The sequence below is a fragment of the Streptomyces sp. NPDC048111 genome (genome assembly GCF_043202815.1).
GTDB lineage: Bacteria > Actinomycetota > Actinomycetes > Streptomycetales > Streptomycetaceae > Streptomyces.
On the sequence record NZ_JBIDBD010000018.1, the window covers coordinates 67,431 to 86,493 of the forward strand.

Below are 19,063 nucleotides of genomic sequence, written 5' to 3' on the forward strand. Positions count from 1 at the left end.
CCGGAGAGCCTGCGCGTGCTCATACGACTCCTGCGGTCCCACCTAGGGCCGTACAAGAAACCGATCGCCGTCCTGGTGCTGCTGCAACTGCTGCAGACCAGCGCCACCCTTTACCTGCCCACCCTCAACGCGAACATCATCGACAAGGGTGTCGTGAACGGGGACACGGGCTACATCCTGGGTCACGGCGGCATCATGATCGCCGTCAGCCTCGTCCAGGTCTTCTGCAACATCGGCGCCGTCTTCTTCGGCGCCCGCACCGCGGCCGCCCTCGGGCGGGACGTGCGGGCCGCCGTCTTCGCGCGGGTGCAGTCCTTCTCGGCCCGTGAGGTCGGGCAGTTCGGGGCGCCGTCCCTGATCACCCGCACCACCAATGACGTCCAGCAGGTCCAGATGCTGGTCCTGATGGCGTTCACCCTGATGGTGTCCGCGCCGATCATGTGTGTCGGCGGCATCATCATGGCGCTCGGCCAGGACGTGCCGCTGTCCGCGGTGCTGCTCGCCGTCGTGCCGGTGCTCGGCATCGCCGTGTCGCTGATCGTGCGCAAGATGCGGCCCCTGTTCCGCACCATGCAGACCCGGCTCGACACCGTGAACCGCGTGCTGCGCGAGCAGATCACCGGCAACCGCGTGATCCGGGCCTTCGTGCGCGACGAGTACGAGCAGAAGCGCTTCAGGGGCGCCAACACCGAGCTCACCGACGTCTCGCTCGCCACCGGCCGGCTGATGGCACTGATGTTCCCGACCGTCATGACCGTCGTGAACGTCTCGTCGGTGGCCGTCGTCTGGTTCGGTGCCCACCGGATCAACAGCGGCGACATGGAGATCGGCCAGCTCACCGCGTTCCTGGCGTACCTCATGCAGATCGTGATGGCCGTCATGATGGCCACCTTCATGTTCATGATGGTGCCGCGCGCCGAGGTCTGCGCCGAGCGCATCGAGGAGGTCCTGGGCACCGACACCAGTGTCGTGCCGCCCAAAAGCCCGGTGCGCGAGCTGCGCCGGCACGGCCATCTGGAGGTGCGGGGCGCCGACTTCAAGTACCCCGGCGCCGAGGCGGCGGTGCTGCGCGGCGTGGAGCTCGTGGCCCGCCCCGGCGAGACCACCGCGATCATCGGCTCCACGGGCAGCGGCAAGTCCACCCTGCTCGGGCTCGTCCCGCGGCTGATGGACGCCACCGACGGACAGGTACTGGTCGACGGCGAGGACGTCCGCACCCTGGACCCCGTGCTGCTCGCCAAGACGGTGTCCCTGGTGCCGCAGAAGCCGTACCTCTTCTCCGGGACCGTGGCCACCAACCTGCGCTACGGCAACCCCGACGCGACCGACGAGGAGCTGTGGCACGCCCTGGAGGTCGCGCAGGCCAAGGAGTTCGTGAGCGCGCTGGAGGGCGGGCTCGACGCGCCCGTCGCGCAGGGCGGCACGAACGTGTCCGGCGGCCAGCGCCAGCGGCTCGCCATCGCGCGCACCTTGGTGCAGCGCCCGGAGATCTACCTCTTCGACGATTCCTTCTCCGCGCTCGACTACGCCACCGACGCCGCGCTGCGCGCCGCGCTCGGCCGGGAGACCGCCGAGGCCACGGTCGTGATCGTCGCCCAGCGGGTCTCCACCATCCGGGACGCCGACCGGATCATCGTCCTCGACGAGGGACGGGTCGTCGGGACCGGCCGCCATCACGAACTGATGGCCGACAACGAGACGTACCGGGAGATCGTGCTCTCCCAGCTGACGGAGGCTGAGGCGGCATGAGCGGGCCCGGTGGACGCATGATGATGGGCGGCGGCCCGGATCAGCGGTCTATGAACTTCAAGGAATCCGGCAAGCGGCTGGTCAAACGGCTCGCCCCGGAGAAGACGATCCTGAGCGTGATGCTGCTCGCGGTCGTCATCAGCGTCGGCCTCTCGGTCGTCGGCCCCAAGATCCTCGGCAGGGCGACCGACCTGGTCTTCGCCGGCGTCGTCGGACCGCGCTTCCCCGACGGCATGTCCAAGGCACAGGCCCTGGACGCGCTGCGCCACCGCGGCCAGGGAGGGCTGGCCGACATGCTCTCCGGGGTGGACTTCACGCCCGGCTCCGGCATCGACTTCGGCTCCGTCGGCAGCGTCCTGCTCACGGCCCTGGTGGTGTACGTGGGCGCCGGCCTGATGATGCTGGTGGCGACCCGGCTCGCCAACCGGGCCATCAACAAGACGGTCTTCCGGATGCGCGAGGACATCCAGACCAAGCTGTCGCGGCTGCCGCTGTCCTACTTCGACAAGGCCAAGCGCGGCGAGGTGCTCAGCCGGGCCACCAACGACATCGACAACATCTCGCAGACGATGCAGCAGACGATGGGCCAGCTCATCAACTCGCTGCTCACCATCGTCGGCGTGCTGGTGATGATGTTCTGGATCTCGCCGCTGCTCGCGCTCGTGGCGCTGGTCACGGTGCCGCTGTCGATCGTCGTGGCGACGAAGGTCGGCAAGCGCTCGCAGCCCCAGTTCGTCCAGCAGTGGAAGTCCACCGGCAAGCTGAACGCCCACATCGAGGAGATGTACACCGGGCACGCCCTGGTGAAGGTCTTCGGGCGGCAGAACGAGTCGGCCGAGGCGTTCGCCGAGCAGAACGACGCGCTCTACGAGGCGTCGTTCCGGGCGCAGTTCAACAGCGGGATCATGCAGCCGCTGATGATGTTCGTCTCCAACCTGAACTACGTCCTGGTGGCGGTCGTCGGCGGGCTCCGGGTCGCCACCGGTGCGCTGTCCATCGGCGACGTGCAGGCCTTCATCCAGTACTCGCGGCAGTTCTCGATGCCGCTGACCCAGGTCGCCTCGATGGCGAACCTGGTGCAGTCCGGTGTCGCGTCGGCCGAGCGGATCTTCGAGTTGCTCGACGCCGAGGAGCAGGCGCCCGACACGGCCTCGCCCGAGCGCCCCGAGGTGCTGCGCGGCGCGGTCGCCCTGGAGAAGGTGTCGTTCCGGTACGAGCCGGAGAAGCCGCTCATCGAGGACCTCTCGCTGCGGGTGGAGCCCGGCCACACGGTCGCGATCGTCGGCCCCACCGGCGCCGGCAAGACGACCCTGGTCAACCTGCTCATGCGGTTCTACGAGGTCACCGGCGGCCGGATCACCCTGGACGGGGTGGACGCGGCCCGCATGACCCGCGAGGAGCTGCGCTCCTCGATCGGCATGGTGCTCCAGGACACCTGGCTGTTCGGCGGCTCGATCGCGGACAACATCGCCTACGGCGCCCCGAAGGACGTCACGCGCGAGGAGGTCGAGGAGGCGGCGCGGGCAGCGCACGCCGACCGCTTCATCCGTACGCTCCCCGAGGGCTACGACACCGTCATCGACGACGAGGGCACCGGGGTCAGCGCGGGCGAGAAGCAGCTGATCACCATCGCGCGGGCGTTCCTGTCCGACCCGGTGATCCTGGTCCTCGACGAGGCGACGAGTTCGGTCGACACCCGGACCGAGGTGCTGATCCAGAAGGCGATGGCGCGGCTCGCCCACGGGCGCACGTCGTTCGTCATCGCGCACCGGCTCTCCACGATCCGCGACGCGGACGTGATCCTGGTGATGGAGAACGGCTCGATCGTCGAACAGGGCACGCACGACGAGCTGTTGGCGGCCGAGGGCGCCTACGCCCGTCTGTACGCGGCGCAGTTCGCGCAGGCGGTCGCCGAAGTCGACTGATCCGTACGGGAGTCGGGGCCGGTGTGCGACGCGCGCCGGCCCCTCTTCCGTTCCTGCCGCGTTCAGTCCAGGTAGCCGCGCAGCTGGTCGGCGAAGGCGTGGTCGCGGAGCTTGTTCAGCGTCTTCGACTCGATCTGGCGGATGCGCTCCCGGGTCACCCCGAAGATCCGGCCTATCTCCTCCAGGGTGCGCGGCCGGCCGTCGGCGAGCCCGTACCGCAGCTGGACCACCTTGCGTTCGCGTTCGCCGAGCGTGGAGAGCACCGCCTCCAGGTGCTGGCGGAGCAGCAGGAACGCGGCGGACTCCACGGGCGAGGCCGCGTCGCCGTCCTCGATGAGGTCGCCGAGCGCCACGTCGTCCTCCTCGCCCACCGGCGCGTGCAGCGAGACCGGTTCCTGGGCGAGCCTGAGGACTTCGCCGACCCGCTCCGGGGTCAGGTCGAGGTGGGCGGCGACCTCTTCGGCGGTGGGTTCGTAGCCGCGCTCCTGGAGCATGCGGCGCTGGACGCGCACCACGCGGTTGATGAGTTCGACGACGTGCACCGGGACCCGTATGGTGCGGGCCTGGTCGGCGAGCGCGCGGGACATGGCCTGACGGATCCACCAGGTCGCGTACGTCGAGAACTTGTAGCCGCGGGCGTAGTCGAACTTCTCGACGGCCCTGATCAGTCCGAGGTTCCCCTCCTGGACGAGGTCGAGCATGGTGAGCCCCCGGCCCACGTACCGCTTGGCGACGGAGACCACCAGGCGCAGGTTCGCCTCGATGAGGCGCCGCTTGGCCATCCGCCCCATCACGACCAACTTGTCGAGATCCAGGGCGAGTTGGGAGTCCAGATCGGGAGTGCTGCCGAGCTTCTCCTCGGCGAAGAGGCCCGCTTCCACCCGCCGCGCGAGGTCGACCTCCTCGACCGCGGTCAGCAGCGGGATGCGGCCGATCTCGCGCAGGTACTGCCGGAAGAGGTCGGAGGACGGCCCGCCGGTGTCGGCCCGGCCGGGCCGCGGCTCGGGCGGCTCGGGGGCCTCCTCCTCGGCGACGGGCCCGGCCGCGGGCGGCCCGCCCGGCTCCGCCTCGGGGTGGTACGCCGCCCGCGCCTGCGGCGGTACGGCCGTGACGACGTCGTTGTCGGTCAGGGTCTGGGTCTGCACGGGGGCGACCTCCAGGGTGATCGCTGCCGGATCGGGGGCGTGCGGCAGCGGGACGGGGGCGGCCGGGCCGCATTCCGTCCCGTACACGATGAGCGGATCCGCGGGGATGAGGCGCCCACCCCGGGAGGTGGGCCGGCCGCGCTCCGAGGACTCAGGCACCGCCCCCCAGTGTGGGGTACGACACAGCATCGCCGCGACGGGCGTGCGACTACTTTTTGAAGCCGGTGCGTGACCGCGCGGTTACCCGGACGGATGTGCCGCCGCGGCCGGGGCGGTCGCTACAGCGCCGCCGCTCCCTTGTTGCGCAGGGCCTGGCCGTACTGCTGGAGCACCCACAACTCGTTCTGCACGGCGGCCAGTTGGGCCGGGTCGCCGTGCTGGCCCAGGCGGGCGAGGGTGCCCTGGATGTCCAGGAGGCGGCGGTCCACGGCGCGGCGGCGCACCGCCACCAGCTGCTCGCCCGCGTACGCCTCGTCGACCGTGCGGGCGTGGACGGCCTCGACCGCGAGCTCGGTGACCAGGGCGCGCACCACGTCGTTGGGCGCGCAGTCCATGACGGTGGGCAGGTAGTCGGAGGGGGCGTCGGTGGCGCCGCCCGCGTCCTGGATGCACTGGCGGACCGCCGCGTAGGGCGGGGCGGTGAACTCGTCGACGCCGTAGGCGTCGAACGCCGGGGAGACCAGGTGCGGATGCTGCAACGCCAGCTTGAGCAGCTCGCGTTCGGTGCGGTGGGCGGGGCTGCGCAGGTTCAGGGCGGGGCCGGGGGCGGCGGCCTGGCGGGGCGCGGCGGCCTCGTACTGCTGACGGCGGTGCTGGGCGGGGGCGGGGCCCTTGCCGCCGCGGTCGCGGGCCCAGCGGGCGAGCTGGGCGACGCGCTTGACGACGAACTGGGTGTCCAGGATGCCGAGGATGCCGGCGAGCTGCACGGCGACCTCGTGCTGGGAGGCGACGTTCTTGATGCGGGCGACGATGGGGGCCGCCTCGTCGAGGGCCGCCGCACGGCCCGCCGGGGTCTCCAGGTCGTAGCGGCCGACGATCTGGCGGATCGCGAACTCGAAGAGGGGGGTGCGGGGTTGGACCAGGTCGGCGACCGCCTCGTCACCCTTGGCCAGGCGCAGGTCGCACGGGTCCATGTTGTCGGGGGCGATGGCGATGTAGGTCTCGGCGGCGAACTTCTGGTCGTCCTCGAAGGCGCGCAGGGCGGCCTTCTGGCCGGCCGCGTCCCCGTCGAAGGTGAAGATCACCCGGGCCGAGCCGTTGTCCATCAGCAGGCGGCGCAGGATCTTGATGTGGTCGCCGCCGAAGGCCGTGCCGCAGGTCGCGATGGCGGTGGTCACGCCGGCCAGATGGCAGGCCATCACGTCGGTGTAGCCCTCGACGACCACCGCGCGGCTCGACTTGGCGATGTCCTTCTTCGCCAGGTCGATCCCGTACAGGACCTGGGACTTCTTGTAGATCGGCGTCTCGGGCGTGTTCAGGTACTTGGGCCCGTTGTCGTCGTCGCGCAGTTTGCGGGCGCCGAAGCCGACGACCTCGCCCGACACGTCGCGGATCGGCCACATCAGCCGGCCGCGGAAGCGGTCGATGGGGTTGCGGCGGCTCTCCTGGGCCAGGCCCGAGGTCAGCAGCTCCTTGTCGGTGAAGCCCTTGCCGCGCAGGAAACGCGTCAGGTGGTCCCAGCCCGCCGGGCTGTAGCCGACCCCGAAGTGGGCGGCCGCCGCCTGGTCGAAGCCGCGCTCGGCGAGGAAAGTGCGGCCGATCTCCGCCTCGGGGCTGCCCAGCTGCTCGATGTAGAACTGGGCGGCCGCCTTGTGCGCCTCGACCAGGCGGATGCGTTCGCCGCGCTGGTGCGAGGGGTTGTAGCCGCCCTCCTCGTAGCGCAGCGTGATGCCCGCGGTGGCGGCGAGCCGCTCGACGGCCTCGGAGAACGACAGGTGGTCGATCTTCCGGACGAAGGCGATCGTGTCGCCGCCCTCCTGGCAGCCGAAGCAGTGGAAGAGACCCTTGCTCGGGCTGACCTGGAAGGACGGGGACTTCTCGTCGTGGAAGGGGCACAGGCCCTTGAGGTTGCCGCCCCCGGCGTTGCGCAGCTGGAGGTACTCGGACACGACGGCGTCGATCGGGACCGCGTCCCGTACCGCCTTCACGTCGTCATCGTTGATCCTGCCTGCCACGCGTGAAGTCTACGGGGACGCGCCGACACTCAGGGTGCGAGGGAGGCGAGCGGGACGGCGGGATCGGCGAGCGCGTCGGGGTCCACCGGGGCCCCGCCCCGGATCAGGGCCTGGATCGGCTCTGTGACGTCCCACACGTTCACGTTCATCCCGGCGAGCACCCGGCGCTCCTTCAGCCAGAACGCGATGAACTCGCGCTTGCCCGTGTCGCCCCGGACCACCACCTGGTCGTAGGAGCCGGGCGGCGCCCAGCCCGAGTATTCGAGGCCGAGGTCGTACTGGTCGGAGAAGAAGTACGGGACCCGGTCGTAGGTGACGTGCTGGTCCAGCATCGCGCGAGCGGCGGCCGGTCCCCCGTTGAGCGCGTTGGCCCAGTGTTCGACGCGCAGCCGGGTGCCGAGCAGGGGGTGGTGGACGGCCGCCACGTCGCCGGCCGCGAAGATGTCGGGGTCGGAGGTGCGCAGCGAGGCGTCCACGGCGATGCCGCCGCCGTGCGCCCGGTCGGCCAGCGCGAGGCCCGCGTTCTCGGCGAGCGAGGTGCGCGGGGCCGCGCCGATCGCGGCGAGCACGTCGTGCGCCGGGTGTTCCTCGCCGTCGTCGGTGCGGGCCGCGAGCACCATGCCGTCCTGGCCGACGATCTCGGTCAGGCGGGCACCGAAGTGGAAGCGGACGCCGTGCTCGGCGTGCAGGTCGGCGAAGAGCTGGCCCAGCTCGGGGCCGAGCACGTTGTGCAGCGGGGTCGCCTCCGGCTCGACGACGGTGACCTCCGCGCCGTACCCGCGGGCCGCCGCCGCAACCTCCAGGCCGATCCAGCCGCCGCCCGAGATCACCAGGTGCCCGTTGTCGCGGCCGAGCGCCTTCAGGACGTGCCGCAGCCGCTCGGAGTGGGCCAGGCGCCGCAGGTGGTGGACGCCGGCCAGGTCGGTGCCCGGCACGTCCAGGCGGCGCGGCTCGGCACCGGTGGCCAGCAGCAGCCGGTCGTACTGGATGAGGGCGCCGTCACCGAGGCGGACCGTCTTGGCGGCCCGGTCGATGGTGGTCACGGTCTGGCCGAGGTGCAGCTCGATGTCGTTCTGCGCGTACCAGCCGGGCTCGTGCACGAAGACGCTGTCGCGTTCCTCCTTGCCGGCCAGGAACCCCTTGGACAGGGGCGGCCGTTCATAGGGGTGCTCGCGCTCGTCGCCGATGAGGATCACCCGCCCGTTGAATCCTTCGGACCGGAGGGTCTCGGCGGCTTTCGCCCCCGCGAGTCCGCCTCCGACAATGACGAATGTCCGATCTGCGTCGACCACTTGATGCCTCCTCGGTGCTTGCTGCGCGGCGCCGACTGCGAGCGTCCCGCACGGAGCGTGATGGGGGAAGAGGGCTTGCTCCGTGGGAACGCCGTCGCGGCTGGGATTACCGGTGGTGCACGGTGAGTCTGGAGTGCAGCGAGCGGGCCGCCGCGTCGGTGAGCGAGGCGATCTGGTCGACGATCACGCGCTTGCGCGTACGGTCGTCCTCCGCCTCGTCGTACAGGGCCCGGAACTGCGGATCGAGCCCCTCGGTGTGGGCCCGGGCGGTGAGCGCGTCGGCCAGTTCGGCCAGCACCACGCGCTGGTCGGCGCGGAGCCGCTCCTGCTCGTCGCGCTGCATCACATAGCGGTCGGCGACCGCCTTCAGCACGGCGCATTCGTTGCGGGCCGCCCGTGGCACCACCAGCTCCGCGCCGTACCGCGTGAGATGGCCGGTGCCGTACGCGGCCCGGGTCGCGCTCTCGGCGGCCAGGCAGAACCGGCCGATGAGCTGGCTGGTGGCGTCCTTGAGGCGGGCCTGCGAGACGGCGGAGCCGTCGTAGCGGTGCGGCCACCACTCCTGCTCCATGAGCCGGTCGAGCGCGTCGGCCAGTTCCTGCGGGTCGGTGTCGGCGGGCACGTAACGGCCGACGGCGACGCGCCAGATGTCGGCGCGCTCGGCCGGGGAGCGCAGGGTGTTCGGGTCGAGGTGCCCGGCGTGCAGACCGTCCTCGAAGTCGTGGACCGAGTACGCCACGTCGTCGGCCCAGTCCATGACCTGGGCCTCGAAGCACTTGCGGTACGGCTCGGCGCCCTCTCTGATCCAGGCGAACACGGGCAGGTCGTCCTCGTACACGCCGAACTTCACCGAGGCCGGGTCGGTGGGGTGGCCGCCGCGCGCCCAGGGGTACTTGGTGGCCGCGTCCAGGGCGGCGCGGGTCAGGTTGAGGCCGACGCTGACCGGGGCGCCGGTCCGTGACGAGCGTACGAAGCGCTTCGGTTCGAGCCGGGTCAGCAGGCGCAGCGACTGGGCGTTGCCCTCGAAGCCGCCGATGTCCTTGGCGAAGTCGTTGAGCGCCTGCTCGCCGTTGTGCCCGAACGGCGGGTGGCCCATGTCGTGGGCGAGGCAGGCCGCTTCGACCAGGTCGGGGTCGCAGCCGAGGGCCTCGCCGAGCTCCCTGCCGACCTGCGCGCACTCGAGGGAGTGGGTGAGCCGGGTGCGGGGGCTGGCGTCCCAGGCCTGGATCGGGGTCTCCCCCGGCCGGGCCGGGCCGGACCCGCGCGGCAGCGAACCGGGCGTGACGACCTGGGTCTTGCCGGACAGGCGGCGCAGCGCCCCCGAGTGCAGCACGCGCGCGCGGTCGCGCTGGAAGGCGGTGCGGCCGGGCCGCTTGTCGGGCTCGGCGGCCCAGCGTTCGGTGTCGGCCTCGGCGTAGAACTCCATGCACCGACAGTAAACGGAGTCGGTGACAAGTGGGCTCAAGGGGGCCTCGAAGCCCGCCCCGGACGGACACCCGCGCGGGGCTCGTGCGCGGGGCCTGCGCGAGCTTCACGGCGGGTCGTTCATACGCGGGCGAGCGCGCAGGCCGGCGTGCCTGCGCCGCCCGCCGCCGCGTGCGCCGCCACGGCGCGCGCTCCGGGCCCGCCGGACGCCAACGCCTCGTCGTAGCGGTGCAGTACGAGCCGGGCCATCGCCGGGTGCGCCCCCATCGGTTCGGCCGCGAGCCACGGCGCGCGGGCCGCGCTCTCGGCCGCGAAACGGCCCGGCGCGGTGAAGTACGAGGCGACGGCGAGCCGGTGCGCGCCGCGCGCGGCGAGGGCGCGCAGCGCCTCGGGCACGGTGGGCGAGGCGGCGCAGGCGTAGGCCGCGAGCACGGGCACCCCGCCGAGCCGCTCGCCGAGCAGGCGCGCGGTGCGGCGGGCGTCGGCGGCGGACGCGGGATCGCGGGACCCGGCCGCCGCGAGCACGACCCCGGCGCCCCGCGTGCCCGCCCCGTCCGGGGGCCAGCCCGCCTCCAGGAGCCGCCCGTACAGCGCCTCGACGAGCAGGGGATGCGGCCCGAGCGGGGCCGCGACGCGGGTGCGCAGATGCCGGCCCGCGGTGGCGACGGCGTGCGGGATGTCGTGCTTGACGTGGTGGCCGCGCCCGAGCAGCAGGGGCACGAGGACGGCTTCACCGCGCAGGGCGGCGAGGGTGTCGGGGAGCAGCGGCTCGTCGAGTTCGATGTGGCCCAGGCGCACGTCCAGGTGGGGCCGCAGTTCGCGGACCCGCTCCAGGAGCGTGCGGACCGTCCGCAGCGCGCCGGGGTCACGGCTGCCGTGGGCGACGGCGACGAGGGCGGGGCGTGCGGAGGAGGTCATGCCCCGATCCTGCCGGGGGCACGTTGCCGGGCCGTTGCGGGGTGGTGACGACTGCTTTCCGCCGCCTCACAGGCGCGTTTCCGTGACCTCACGGGGGCGGGTGCCGCGCGGTGCGGGCACGTTTCCGTGGCCGCACGCGGACGGTGCCGCGCGGTGCGCGAAGGGGGCGGCGGCCGCGCGGTACGGGCGGGTGGGGCCGGGCCGCGGTTTGGTCGGGCCGCAGGTCGGTCGGGACGCGCGGTCGCGCCGTTGGCCCCCGTGTCACAGGAGTGTGCGCGAGCGCCCGCGGGGTGAACCGCTGCGGGCGCGCCCGCGTCCCTCCCTCCGTACACCGACGGAGATCACCAGGGGGCCGCGTGCCGCGCATCCAACTGAAACGACCGCGCCTGCCCCGCACCCGCGCGGGCCGGCGGCGGCTGGTGCGGGGCGTCGTCGCCGGGTGCGTGCTGGCGCTCGCGCCCGCGACGTGGCTGTACGCCGTGACGGGCGACCGCGTCGGCACGGTGGCCGACGCCCCCGCCGCCGGGGTCGCCGTGGTGTTCGGTGCCGGCCTGTGGGACGGCCGGCCCTCGCCGTATCTCGCCGGCCGCCTGGACGCGGCCGTCGAGCTGTACCGCGCGGGCAAGGTGAGGGCGGTCCTGGTCACCGGCGACAACAGCCGCGCCGGCTACGACGAGCCCGGTGCGATGCGCGGCTACCTCGTGCGGCACGGGGTGCCGGACGGACAGGTGGTCAGCGACTACGCCGGCTTCGACACCTGGGACTCGTGCGTGCGGGCCAGGAAGGTGTTCGGGGTGGACCGGGCCGTACTCGTCAGCCAGGGCTTCCACATCCGGCGCGCGGTCGCCCTGTGCGAGGCGGCCGGCGTGCGCTCGTACGGGGTCGGCGTGGACGCCCGGCACGATGTGACCTGGTACTACGGCGGCACCCGCGAGCTGTTCGCCGCGGGAAAGGCGGCGCTGGACGCGGTCTTCCGCCCGGACCCGACGTTCCTCGGCCCGAAGGAGCCGGGGGTGACCAGGGCGCTGGCCGACGCGGGGTGAGCGGCGCCCCTCCCTCCCCTGCCGGTGGGACCGGGCCCCCACCCGCCTCACCACCGCCCGCACCCGGCGCTGAGCCGTTGGTCCCGCCCGTGTAACCCGCGGGCGGGCCCGGGTGTAACACGCCGGGCGCAGCCTGGAGGGCATGTCCCTCCACGCAGCCGCGCCCGCCCCGGTCACCCCCACGCACTGCCCGTACTGCTCGCTCCAGTGCGGCATGGGGCTGCGGGTCGCGGACGGCGCGGACGGCGGGCTCGACGTCGTCGCGCGGGACTTCCCCGTCAACCGGGGCGCCCTGTGCGGCAAGGGCAGCACCGCGCCCGCCCTGCTGGCCCGCGCGCTGCGGCTGACCCGGCCGCTGGTGCGCCGCGCCCACGGCGGCCTCGAACCGGCGGACTGGGACGAGGCGTTGGCGCTGGTCGCCGAGCGCCTCGGCTCCGTACGCCGGGAACACGGGGCCGACGCGGTCGGGGTGTTCGGCGGCGGAGGCCTCACCAACGAGAAGGCGTACGCGCTCGGGAAGTTCGCGCGGACCGTGCTCGGCACCTCGCAGATCGACTACAACGGACGGTTCTGCATGTCCTCGGCGGCCGCCGCCCACCAGCGGGCGTTCGGCCTCGACCGCGGCCTGCCGTTCCCGCTGGCCGACGTGGCCCGCACCGGCTGTGTGATCCTGGCGGGCTCGAACCTCGCCGAGACGATGCCGCCCGCCCTGCGTCACCTGAGGGAACTGCGCGCGAACGGCGGCAGGTTGATCGTCGTCGACCCGCGCCGCACCAGGACGGCCGAGGAGGCCGACCTGCACCTGGCGCCCCGCCCGGGCACCGACCTGGCGCTGGCGCTGGGACTGCTGCACCTTGCGGTGGCGCGGGGGCACGCGGACGAGGCGTTCATCCGGGAGCGGACGACCGGGTGGGAGGCGGCGCGGGCGGCGGTGATGGCGCACTGGCCGGAGCTGGTGGAGCGCATCACGGGCGTCCCCGTGCCCCAACTGCGGGCCGCCGTCGAGATGTTCTGCGGCGCGCCGGACGGCATGGTGCTCACCGCGCGCGGCTCCGAACAGCATGCCTCGGGCACGGACACGGTCGGCGCGTGGATCAACTTCTGTCTCGCGACGGGCCGCGCGGGCCGCCCGCTGTCCGGCTACGGCTGCCTCACCGGGCAGGGCAACGGCCAGGGCGGTCGCGAACACGGCCAGAAGGCCGACCAGTTGCCCGGCTACCGCAAGCTGACCGACCCCGCCGCACGCGCCCATGTGGCCGGGGTGTGGGGGGTGGACGCCGACGCGCTGCCCGGTCCGGGACGCAGCGCGTACGAGCTGCTCGACGCGCTGGGCGGCGAGGTGCGGGCCCTGCTCGTGATGGGGTCGAACCCGGTCGTCTCGGCGCCGCGCGCGGCCCACGTGGAGAGCAGGATCCGCGCCCTGGACTTCCTCGTCGTCGCGGACGTGGTGCGCTCGGAGACCGCCGAACTCGCGGACGTGGTGCTGCCGGTGACGCAGTGGGCGGAGGAGACCGGCACGTTGACCAACCTGGAGGGCCGGGTGCTGCTGCGGCGGGCCGCCGTCCCCCCGCCCGCCGGGGTGCGCAGCGACCTGGCCGTCCTCAACTCCCTTGCGGAGCGGCTCGGTTGCGAGGCCACCGCCAAGAAGTTCCCGGTCGATCCCGAGGAGGTGTTCGCCGAGCTGCGGCTCGCCTCGGCGGGCGGCGCGGCCGACTACTCGGGCATCAGCTATGCCCGGATCGAGGCCGAGGACGGCGTGTTCTGGCCGTGCCCGGCCGAGGGGCACCCGGGAACGCCGCGGCTCTTCCTCGACCGGTTCGCGACGGCGGACGGACGGGCCCGGTTCGTGGAGGTCGGCCACCGGGCGCCGCAGGAGGAGACCGACGCCGAGTATCCGGTGGTGCTCACCACGGGCCGGGTGCTCGCCCAGTACCAGTCGGGCGCGCAGACCCGCCGGGTGCCCGCGCTCGACGCCGCCGCGCCCGGCCCGTACGTGGAGCTGCACCCCCGGCTCGCCGCCCGGATCGGGGTGGCAGAGGGAGAGGCGGTGACGGTGGTCTCGCGGCGCGGGCGGGCCACCGCACCGGCCCGGGTGAGCGCCGCGATCCGCTCGGACACCGTGTTCATGCCGTTCCACTGGCCGGGCGAGGGCCGGGCCAACAATGTGACGAACCCGGTGCTCGACCCCGTCTCGAAGATGCCCGGCTTCAAGGCGTGCGCGGTACGGGTGGAGCGGGCCGCGCCGGACGGCTGAGCCAGTCGCCGCCGGTGATGCGGGCGCCACCCGCCCGGAGCTCCCGGGCCAGGCGCGGCGCGGCCAGATAGACCCAGGACCGCACGGCCCGCCCGTCCACGACCGCCTCGCGCACCAGCCGGTCGTACAGGTTGCGGGGGTGGGCGGGCCCCAGGTACTCCTCCAACTCGTCCAGCGCCAGCAGGAGTTGGGGGTGGTCGGCGGGGGCGAGCTCGATCAGGGTGCCGGTGACGGTGCCGTCCCCGGCGACGGCGTACGGATAGCCGGGGCCGTCGTAGAGGACGGCGCCGGGCAGCAGCGCGGGGCGTTCGCCGACCGTGCGGCCGTGCAGGAGGCGCCGGTGGTAGCGCTCGCCCGGGCGCAGCGTCCCGTACACGAAGAAGGGCAGCGGGCCCTCGCCGGCGGGCCTCACCGGAAAACCGCCCCGGCGGTGCTCCACGACGGGCGGCCGGGGCCGTCCGCGCTGTCGGTCGCGCTGTCGGTCGCGCTGCGCGCGGTCGGTGTGCCGTCCGCTGTCACGGCCGCCTCCTTCGGCGAAGGATCCGCGCGGCGGTCGCCCGCCGGCGCGGATCGGGGGGGGTCGACCTCCAGTGTCGGGGACGCGCCGGGCCTGCCGCGGCCCGCCGCGGCCACGGGCCCGGATCAGCCCGCGTACGGCCGGACCTCCTTCGCGTCCCGCAGGGCCTGCGCCCACCACGCCACCTGGTCGAGCATCTTCTTGACCGCCGCGTCCGCCTGCGAGGGTTCGCGGTGCTCGCCCTCCTCGTCGAAGAGGCTGTGCACGAGCGGGAAGCTGACCGTGTCCCGGACGGTGACGGCGTGCAGTTCCGCGAAGACCTGCCGCAGCTGTTCCACCGCCCGCAGACCGCCGGAGATCCCGCCGTAGGAGACGAAGCCCACGGGCTTGGCCTGCCACTGCGCGAAGTGCCAGTCGATCAGGTTCTTCAGCGGGGCGGGGAAGGAGTGGTTGTACTCGGGAGTGATCACGACGAAAGCGTCGGCGTCCGCCAACTTCGGTGAGATCACGGCCAGTTGGGCCGCGACGGCCGGTGAGGGATCGCGGGAGAGGGAGGTGGGCAGTTCGGTGTCGGCGAGGTCGAGCACCTCGATGTCGAACCCGTCGTGCTCGCGGGCCCGGGCCAGGAACCAGTCGGCGACGACCGGTGCGAAACGGCCCTCGCGGTTGGAGCCGATGACGACGGTGAGCTTCAGAGCGGCCTGCTGGGCCGTGGTGATGTCCATGCCGAGAAGAATTCAACCTCAAGCGCACTTCAGGTCAAGCCCCCCGGGGCGGCAACTATCTTGGGCGCCATGACACTTCCGTACGTCGAGATCGACGGCCGCCCCGCCGATGCCGAGAACCTGCTCGTCCCCGCCCTCACCGGCGGCTACGGCCACTTCACCGCGATGCAGGTGCGCGACGGACGGGTCCGCGGTCTGGCCCACCACCTGGCGCGCCTGGACGGCGCCACCCGCGAACTGTTCGGGTGCGGCCTGGACGGCACCCGGGTGCGCGCCCTGGTGGCGAGCGTCCTGGACCACTGCGGCCACCGCGACGTGTCGGTGCGGGTCTATGTGTACGGGCCGAACGGGGCGCCCACCGTGATGGTCGTGGCGAGGGAGCCCGCGGACATGCCGTCCACCGCGCAGGCGCTGCTCTCCGTGCCCTACGAGCGTCCGGTCGCCCACCTCAAGCACCTCGGCGGCTTCGCCCAGCGCTACTACCTCGACCTCGCCGAGAGCCGGGGGTTCACCGAGGCGCTGCTCACCGGGCCCGGCGGTGTCGTGGCCGAGGGCGCCATCACCAACATCGCGTTCTGGGACGGCACCGCGGTGGTCTGGCCCGACCGGCCGTCACTGCTCGGCGTCACCCGAGCGGTGCTCGACGACCGGCTCTGCGATTACGGCCTGACCGTGGTGCGCCGCGAGGTCACCCTGGCCGGCCTCGGCGCCTACAGCGCGGCCTTCGTCACGAATTCACGCGGCATCGCCCCCGTCGGGCGGATCGACGAGCACGAGTTCGCCGTGGACGCCGAACTGATGAAGGTGGTGTGGCGGGCCTTCGAGGAAGCGCCCCAGGACGTGATCCACCCCGGGTGATCCCGCGCGTCGCGGGCCCGGGCGGCACCGGCGGGCCGTTTACGTCCTGGAGCCCTCACCCGTACGGCCCGCACGCCGTCACTCGTTCGCCCCCCGTCGGCGGGCGCCCGGGCCCCACAACCTCTTGGCTCGTAGGCGAAAGCTGTTGCCGCGTCCCCGGAGGATCCATGCGTACAGCCCGACTCCTGACCGGTGCCCTGCTGGCGTCCGCCGCCGTGCTCGGCCCAGCGGGTCCGCTCGCGTACGCCAACAGCCAGCCGGGCGGATCGCTGGAACTGTGGCCCTCCAGCGTCGCGCCGGGTGCCACGGTCACCGCCAACACCACCGCCTGCGGGCCCTCCGCGCACGCCACCGGGAATGCCGACGCGGTCGGCGCGGGCGACTTCCCGCTGGCCGCCTCCACGCACAAGGAAGTGCTCGCGGGACAGTTCAAGGTCGCCTCCCCCACCAAGCCCGGCAGCTTCCGCATCCGCGTCAGCTGCGACAACGGCAGATCCGTCGAGGCACAGCTCACCGTGGTGCCCGGTGGTGACCGGGAGCGCGATGCGTGGGGCAAGGAGAAGGACAAGGACAAGTCCTGGGAGTGGGGCGGGCGGCAGGACCACGGCAAGGACTGGGGCCACGACAAGGACTGGGGCCATGACAAGGACTGGGGCCATGACAAGGGCTGGGACAAGGACCGGCAGGACACCGGCCCGCACGGCCACGTCAAGACCGGGACGGGCGGCAGCGTCGGTCCCGACACCACCAAGACCGCGGCGGGCGCGGCGGTACTGACCGCGGCCGCCGTGGGCGGCACCTGGCTGCTGCGTCGCCGGGCGAGCGGCACGCAGGGCCGGGGCTGACCGCCCTTGCCGACCTCGACCGCACGGCGCAACGCGGCCTGGCTGATGGTGAGCGCCGCGTTCGCCGGGCTGTGGCTGATCGAGCGGGGCGTGGAGAGTGTCGAGCCGCCCCGGCCCTCGGCGGCCGAGGCGTTCCCGGCCGGAGCGGCCCCCGAACGCGCGGGCCGCACGGCCGGCACCCCGGCCGGCGCCGCGGCGCGCGGCCCGGCCCAACTCCCGCCCGCCGAGGGGCTGTTGCCGTCCGAGCCCGTACGCGTCACCATCCCCGCGATCCGGGTGGACGCGCCGGTGATGCGGCTCGGCCTCGGCCCCGACCGCAGCCTGGACGTCCCGCCGCCGGGCAGCACCGACCAGGCCGGCTGGTACCAGGACGGCACCACCCCCGGCGCCCGCGGCACCGCCGTGATGGCCGGCCATGTCGACGACGCGCACGGACCCGCCGTCTTCTACGCGCTGGGCGCCCTGAAGAAGGGCAACCCCGTCGAGGTCACCCGCAAGGACGGCCGCACGGCGGTCTTCACCGTGGACGCCGTCGAGGTCTATGCCAACGACGCGTTCCCCGACGCCAAGGTGTACGGGGCGGCGGCCCGGCCGGAGCTGCGCCTGATCACCTGCGGCGGAGGCTTCTCGAAGGAGACCGGCTACCGCGGCAACGTCGTCGTCTTCGCCCATCTGACCGCCGTGCTCCAGCCCCCGCCGGGCACGACGGGGGCCACCGCCCTGTGAGCCGACCCGGGGTCAGCCGGGCATGCGCGTGGAGGTCAGGCTCGCGGCGTCGTAGTCGCCGGTGACCTCCCGCACCTCCTGCAGGAACATCTGGAACAGCAGGTGCCCGGGGGTCTGCACCCAGTCGTCGCCCCGCTTGCTGGACTTGCCCGGGTTGACGCTGAAGTAGCCCTCCTCCTCGGACTTGATGCCCACGTAGCCGCCGAGCGTCCCCTCGTTCGCGTTGGCCGCGACATGGCCGGGAATCGCCTTGTTGATGGCGGTCGGCGCGTCACCCGCGGGGGCCAGCGCCGCGTACTGGGGGTCGAAGAGCTCCTCGTACGCACCGGGCTTGAGGGTGAACTCCAGCATCCGGTACCCCGGGTTGCCCGCCACGTAGTTGTGGGCCTGCTTCTGGTCACCGAGGTGGGTGCCCACGGGGATGATCTGGTTGCCCGACTCGTGCCACTCCGCGGCCTTCCCCTTGGGGTTGTCCCGGATCCAGTCCTCGGCACGGGTGCGCGGGGTTTCCGCGGCGCCGGCCACCCCGGCCCAGGCGAGGACCGCGTCGGCCTCCGCGCTGCTCATGCCCCGGTACAGCTTGAGCGTTCCGGCCGTCGGTGACTTCGTGGCCAGCTGCGCGAGGAGCTGGTTGGCGATGCCGCCGACGATGTCGCCCAGCGGACGCACCTTGCCGCGCGGCAGCTCCTTGCGGATGTTCTTCTTGGCCTGCGCCACCGTCTTCTTGCCGCCGGGCACCTGGCTCTCCCAGAACGACTGCTTCAGCACGTCCTGCACCTGGTCGGGGTCCTCGGGGTAGGTGACGCGCTGCACCACCAGATCCGCGCCCGGCACCGAGGGGGCGTCCTGCGTGCGCCGCTGCACCCCGACCTCGGAGGCGGGAGCCGCCATCGCCCGGTGCGCGTTGGCCTCGGCCTCCCGCTCGAACCGGTCGGAGGGATCCGAGACCTTGAGCCCGCCGCCGTTGTCCGTCCCGGCGACCGGACCCTGACGCTGCTGGATGACGTGCGTCAACTCATGGGCCAGGGTGTGCTGGTCGGCCCCGCCGTCACCGATCACGACATGGCTGCCCGAGGTGTACGCACGGGCCCCGACCTCGGCCGCCGACGCCTTCGCGGCGCTGTCGTTGTGGATGCGCACATCGGAGAAGTCCGCGCCGAGGCGGCCCTCCATGTCGCTGCGGGTGGCCTCGTCCAGGGGGCGCCCCGCAGTGCGCAGCACGTCGTGCACGGCCGAACGCTGCACCGCGGGCTGCTCGGCCTGCTGGTGTCCGCACGCCGCGGAGTGCTGGTGCTCGTCCTGGGCCCAGGAGTGACCGGAGGCACGCAGCAGCTGCACCACGGCCGCGTTGCCCGCACGCCCCTGCAGGGCGGCCGGTCCCGTGGCGGGCATCGACGCCCGCCCCGCACCGGCCGCCCCACGGGCGGCGGAGCGCTCCTGCTCGCCGGTCTTGCGCGCCACATCGGG

The 19,063-nt window shown here is 73.1% G+C and carries 15 protein-coding genes; 7 read left to right on the forward strand and 8 right to left on the reverse strand.

Annotation, left to right across the window (positions count from 1 at the left end):
• The first annotated feature begins 15 nt into the window (after positions 1–15).
• Both ACGF3I_RS24930 and ACGF3I_RS24935 read left to right on the forward strand, forming a co-directional pair.
• Complete coding sequence (locus ACGF3I_RS24930; RefSeq protein ID WP_393135672.1) at positions 16–1,749, forward strand: ABC transporter ATP-binding protein; 1,734 nt, start codon at positions 16–18, stop codon at positions 1,747–1,749.
• Positions 1,746–3,674, forward strand: coding sequence for an ABC transporter ATP-binding protein (locus tag ACGF3I_RS24935; RefSeq protein ID WP_393135558.1), 1,929 nt, complete (start codon positions 1,746–1,748; stop codon positions 3,672–3,674). Before ACGF3I_RS24930 ends, ACGF3I_RS24935 begins: the two co-directional genes overlap by 4 nt.
• 62 nt (positions 3,675–3,736) lie before the next feature.
• Here the strand turns inward: ACGF3I_RS24935 and ACGF3I_RS24940 are convergent, their stop codons facing one another.
• The 5 genes from ACGF3I_RS24940 to ACGF3I_RS24960 form a co-directional block, all read right to left on the reverse strand.
• Positions 3,737–4,978, reverse strand: a complete 1,242-nt coding sequence (locus ACGF3I_RS24940) for an RNA polymerase sigma factor (protein ID WP_393135560.1) — start codon at positions 4,976–4,978, stop codon at positions 3,737–3,739.
• 119 nt (positions 4,979–5,097) lie between these two features.
• On the reverse strand, positions 5,098–6,993 hold the full coding sequence (gene dnaG / locus ACGF3I_RS24945) for a DNA primase (protein ID WP_393135562.1): 1,896 nt from the start codon (positions 6,991–6,993) through the stop codon (positions 5,098–5,100).
• 29 nt (positions 6,994–7,022) lie between these two features.
• Positions 7,023–8,285, reverse strand: a complete 1,263-nt coding sequence (locus ACGF3I_RS24950) for an NAD(P)/FAD-dependent oxidoreductase (RefSeq protein WP_393135564.1) — start codon at positions 8,283–8,285, stop codon at positions 7,023–7,025.
• Between the two features lie 106 nt (positions 8,286–8,391).
• On the reverse strand, positions 8,392–9,711 hold the full coding sequence (locus ACGF3I_RS24955; protein ID WP_393135566.1) for a deoxyguanosinetriphosphate triphosphohydrolase: 1,320 nt from the start codon (positions 9,709–9,711) through the stop codon (positions 8,392–8,394).
• A gap of 119 nt (positions 9,712–9,830) precedes the next feature.
• Complete coding sequence (locus ACGF3I_RS24960) at positions 9,831–10,628, reverse strand: sirohydrochlorin chelatase (RefSeq protein ID WP_393135568.1); 798 nt, start codon at positions 10,626–10,628, stop codon at positions 9,831–9,833.
• Positions 10,629–10,993: 365 nt separating this feature from the next.
• Here ACGF3I_RS24960 and ACGF3I_RS24965 point away from each other — a divergent pair, with 365 nt between their 5' ends.
• Both ACGF3I_RS24965 and ACGF3I_RS24970 read left to right on the forward strand, forming a co-directional pair.
• Positions 10,994–11,671: a vancomycin high temperature exclusion protein gene (locus ACGF3I_RS24965; RefSeq protein ID WP_393135674.1), complete on the forward strand. Its 678-nt coding sequence runs from the start codon at positions 10,994–10,996 to the stop codon at positions 11,669–11,671.
• A gap of 142 nt (positions 11,672–11,813) precedes the next feature.
• The gene (locus ACGF3I_RS24970) at positions 11,814–13,925 is read left to right on the forward strand and encodes a molybdopterin oxidoreductase family protein (RefSeq protein WP_393135570.1); all 2,112 of its coding nucleotides are present in this window, start codon (positions 11,814–11,816) and stop codon (positions 13,923–13,925) included.
• Here ACGF3I_RS24970 and ACGF3I_RS24975 read toward each other — a convergent pair.
• On the reverse strand, positions 13,879–14,337 hold the full coding sequence (locus tag ACGF3I_RS24975; RefSeq protein WP_393135572.1) for a gamma-glutamylcyclotransferase family protein: 459 nt from the start codon (positions 14,335–14,337) through the stop codon (positions 13,879–13,881). The genes ACGF3I_RS24970 and ACGF3I_RS24975 overlap by 47 nt on opposite strands.
• Positions 14,338–14,567: 230 nt before the next feature.
• The gene (locus ACGF3I_RS24980) at positions 14,568–15,167 is read right to left on the reverse strand and encodes an NADPH-dependent FMN reductase (protein WP_393135574.1); all 600 of its coding nucleotides are present in this window, start codon (positions 15,165–15,167) and stop codon (positions 14,568–14,570) included.
• Positions 15,168–15,236: 69 nt separating this feature from the next.
• On the opposite strand from ACGF3I_RS24980, the gene ACGF3I_RS24985 reads away from it, so the two are divergent.
• The 3 genes from ACGF3I_RS24985 to ACGF3I_RS24995 all read left to right on the forward strand — a co-directional run bounded on the left by ACGF3I_RS24985 (position 15,237) and on the right by ACGF3I_RS24995 (position 17,596).
• On the forward strand, positions 15,237–16,025 hold the full coding sequence (locus tag ACGF3I_RS24985; protein WP_393135576.1) for an aminotransferase class IV: 789 nt from the start codon (positions 15,237–15,239) through the stop codon (positions 16,023–16,025).
• Between the two features lie 167 nt (positions 16,026–16,192).
• Entirely contained in the window at positions 16,193–16,870 is a 678-nt protein-coding gene (locus tag ACGF3I_RS24990; RefSeq protein ID WP_393135578.1) for a hypothetical protein, read from the forward strand.
• Positions 16,871–16,915: 45 nt separating this feature from the next.
• Positions 16,916–17,596, forward strand: coding sequence for a class F sortase (locus ACGF3I_RS24995; RefSeq protein WP_393135676.1), 681 nt, complete (start codon positions 16,916–16,918; stop codon positions 17,594–17,596).
• A gap of 12 nt (positions 17,597–17,608) precedes the next feature.
• Here ACGF3I_RS24995 and ACGF3I_RS25000 read toward each other — a convergent pair whose 3' ends face one another.
• A complete protein-coding gene (locus tag ACGF3I_RS25000; RefSeq protein WP_393135678.1) occupies positions 17,609–18,988 on the reverse strand; it encodes a DUF4157 domain-containing protein in 1,380 nt (459 codons plus the stop codon).
• Between the last annotated feature and the right edge of the window lie 75 nt (positions 18,989–19,063).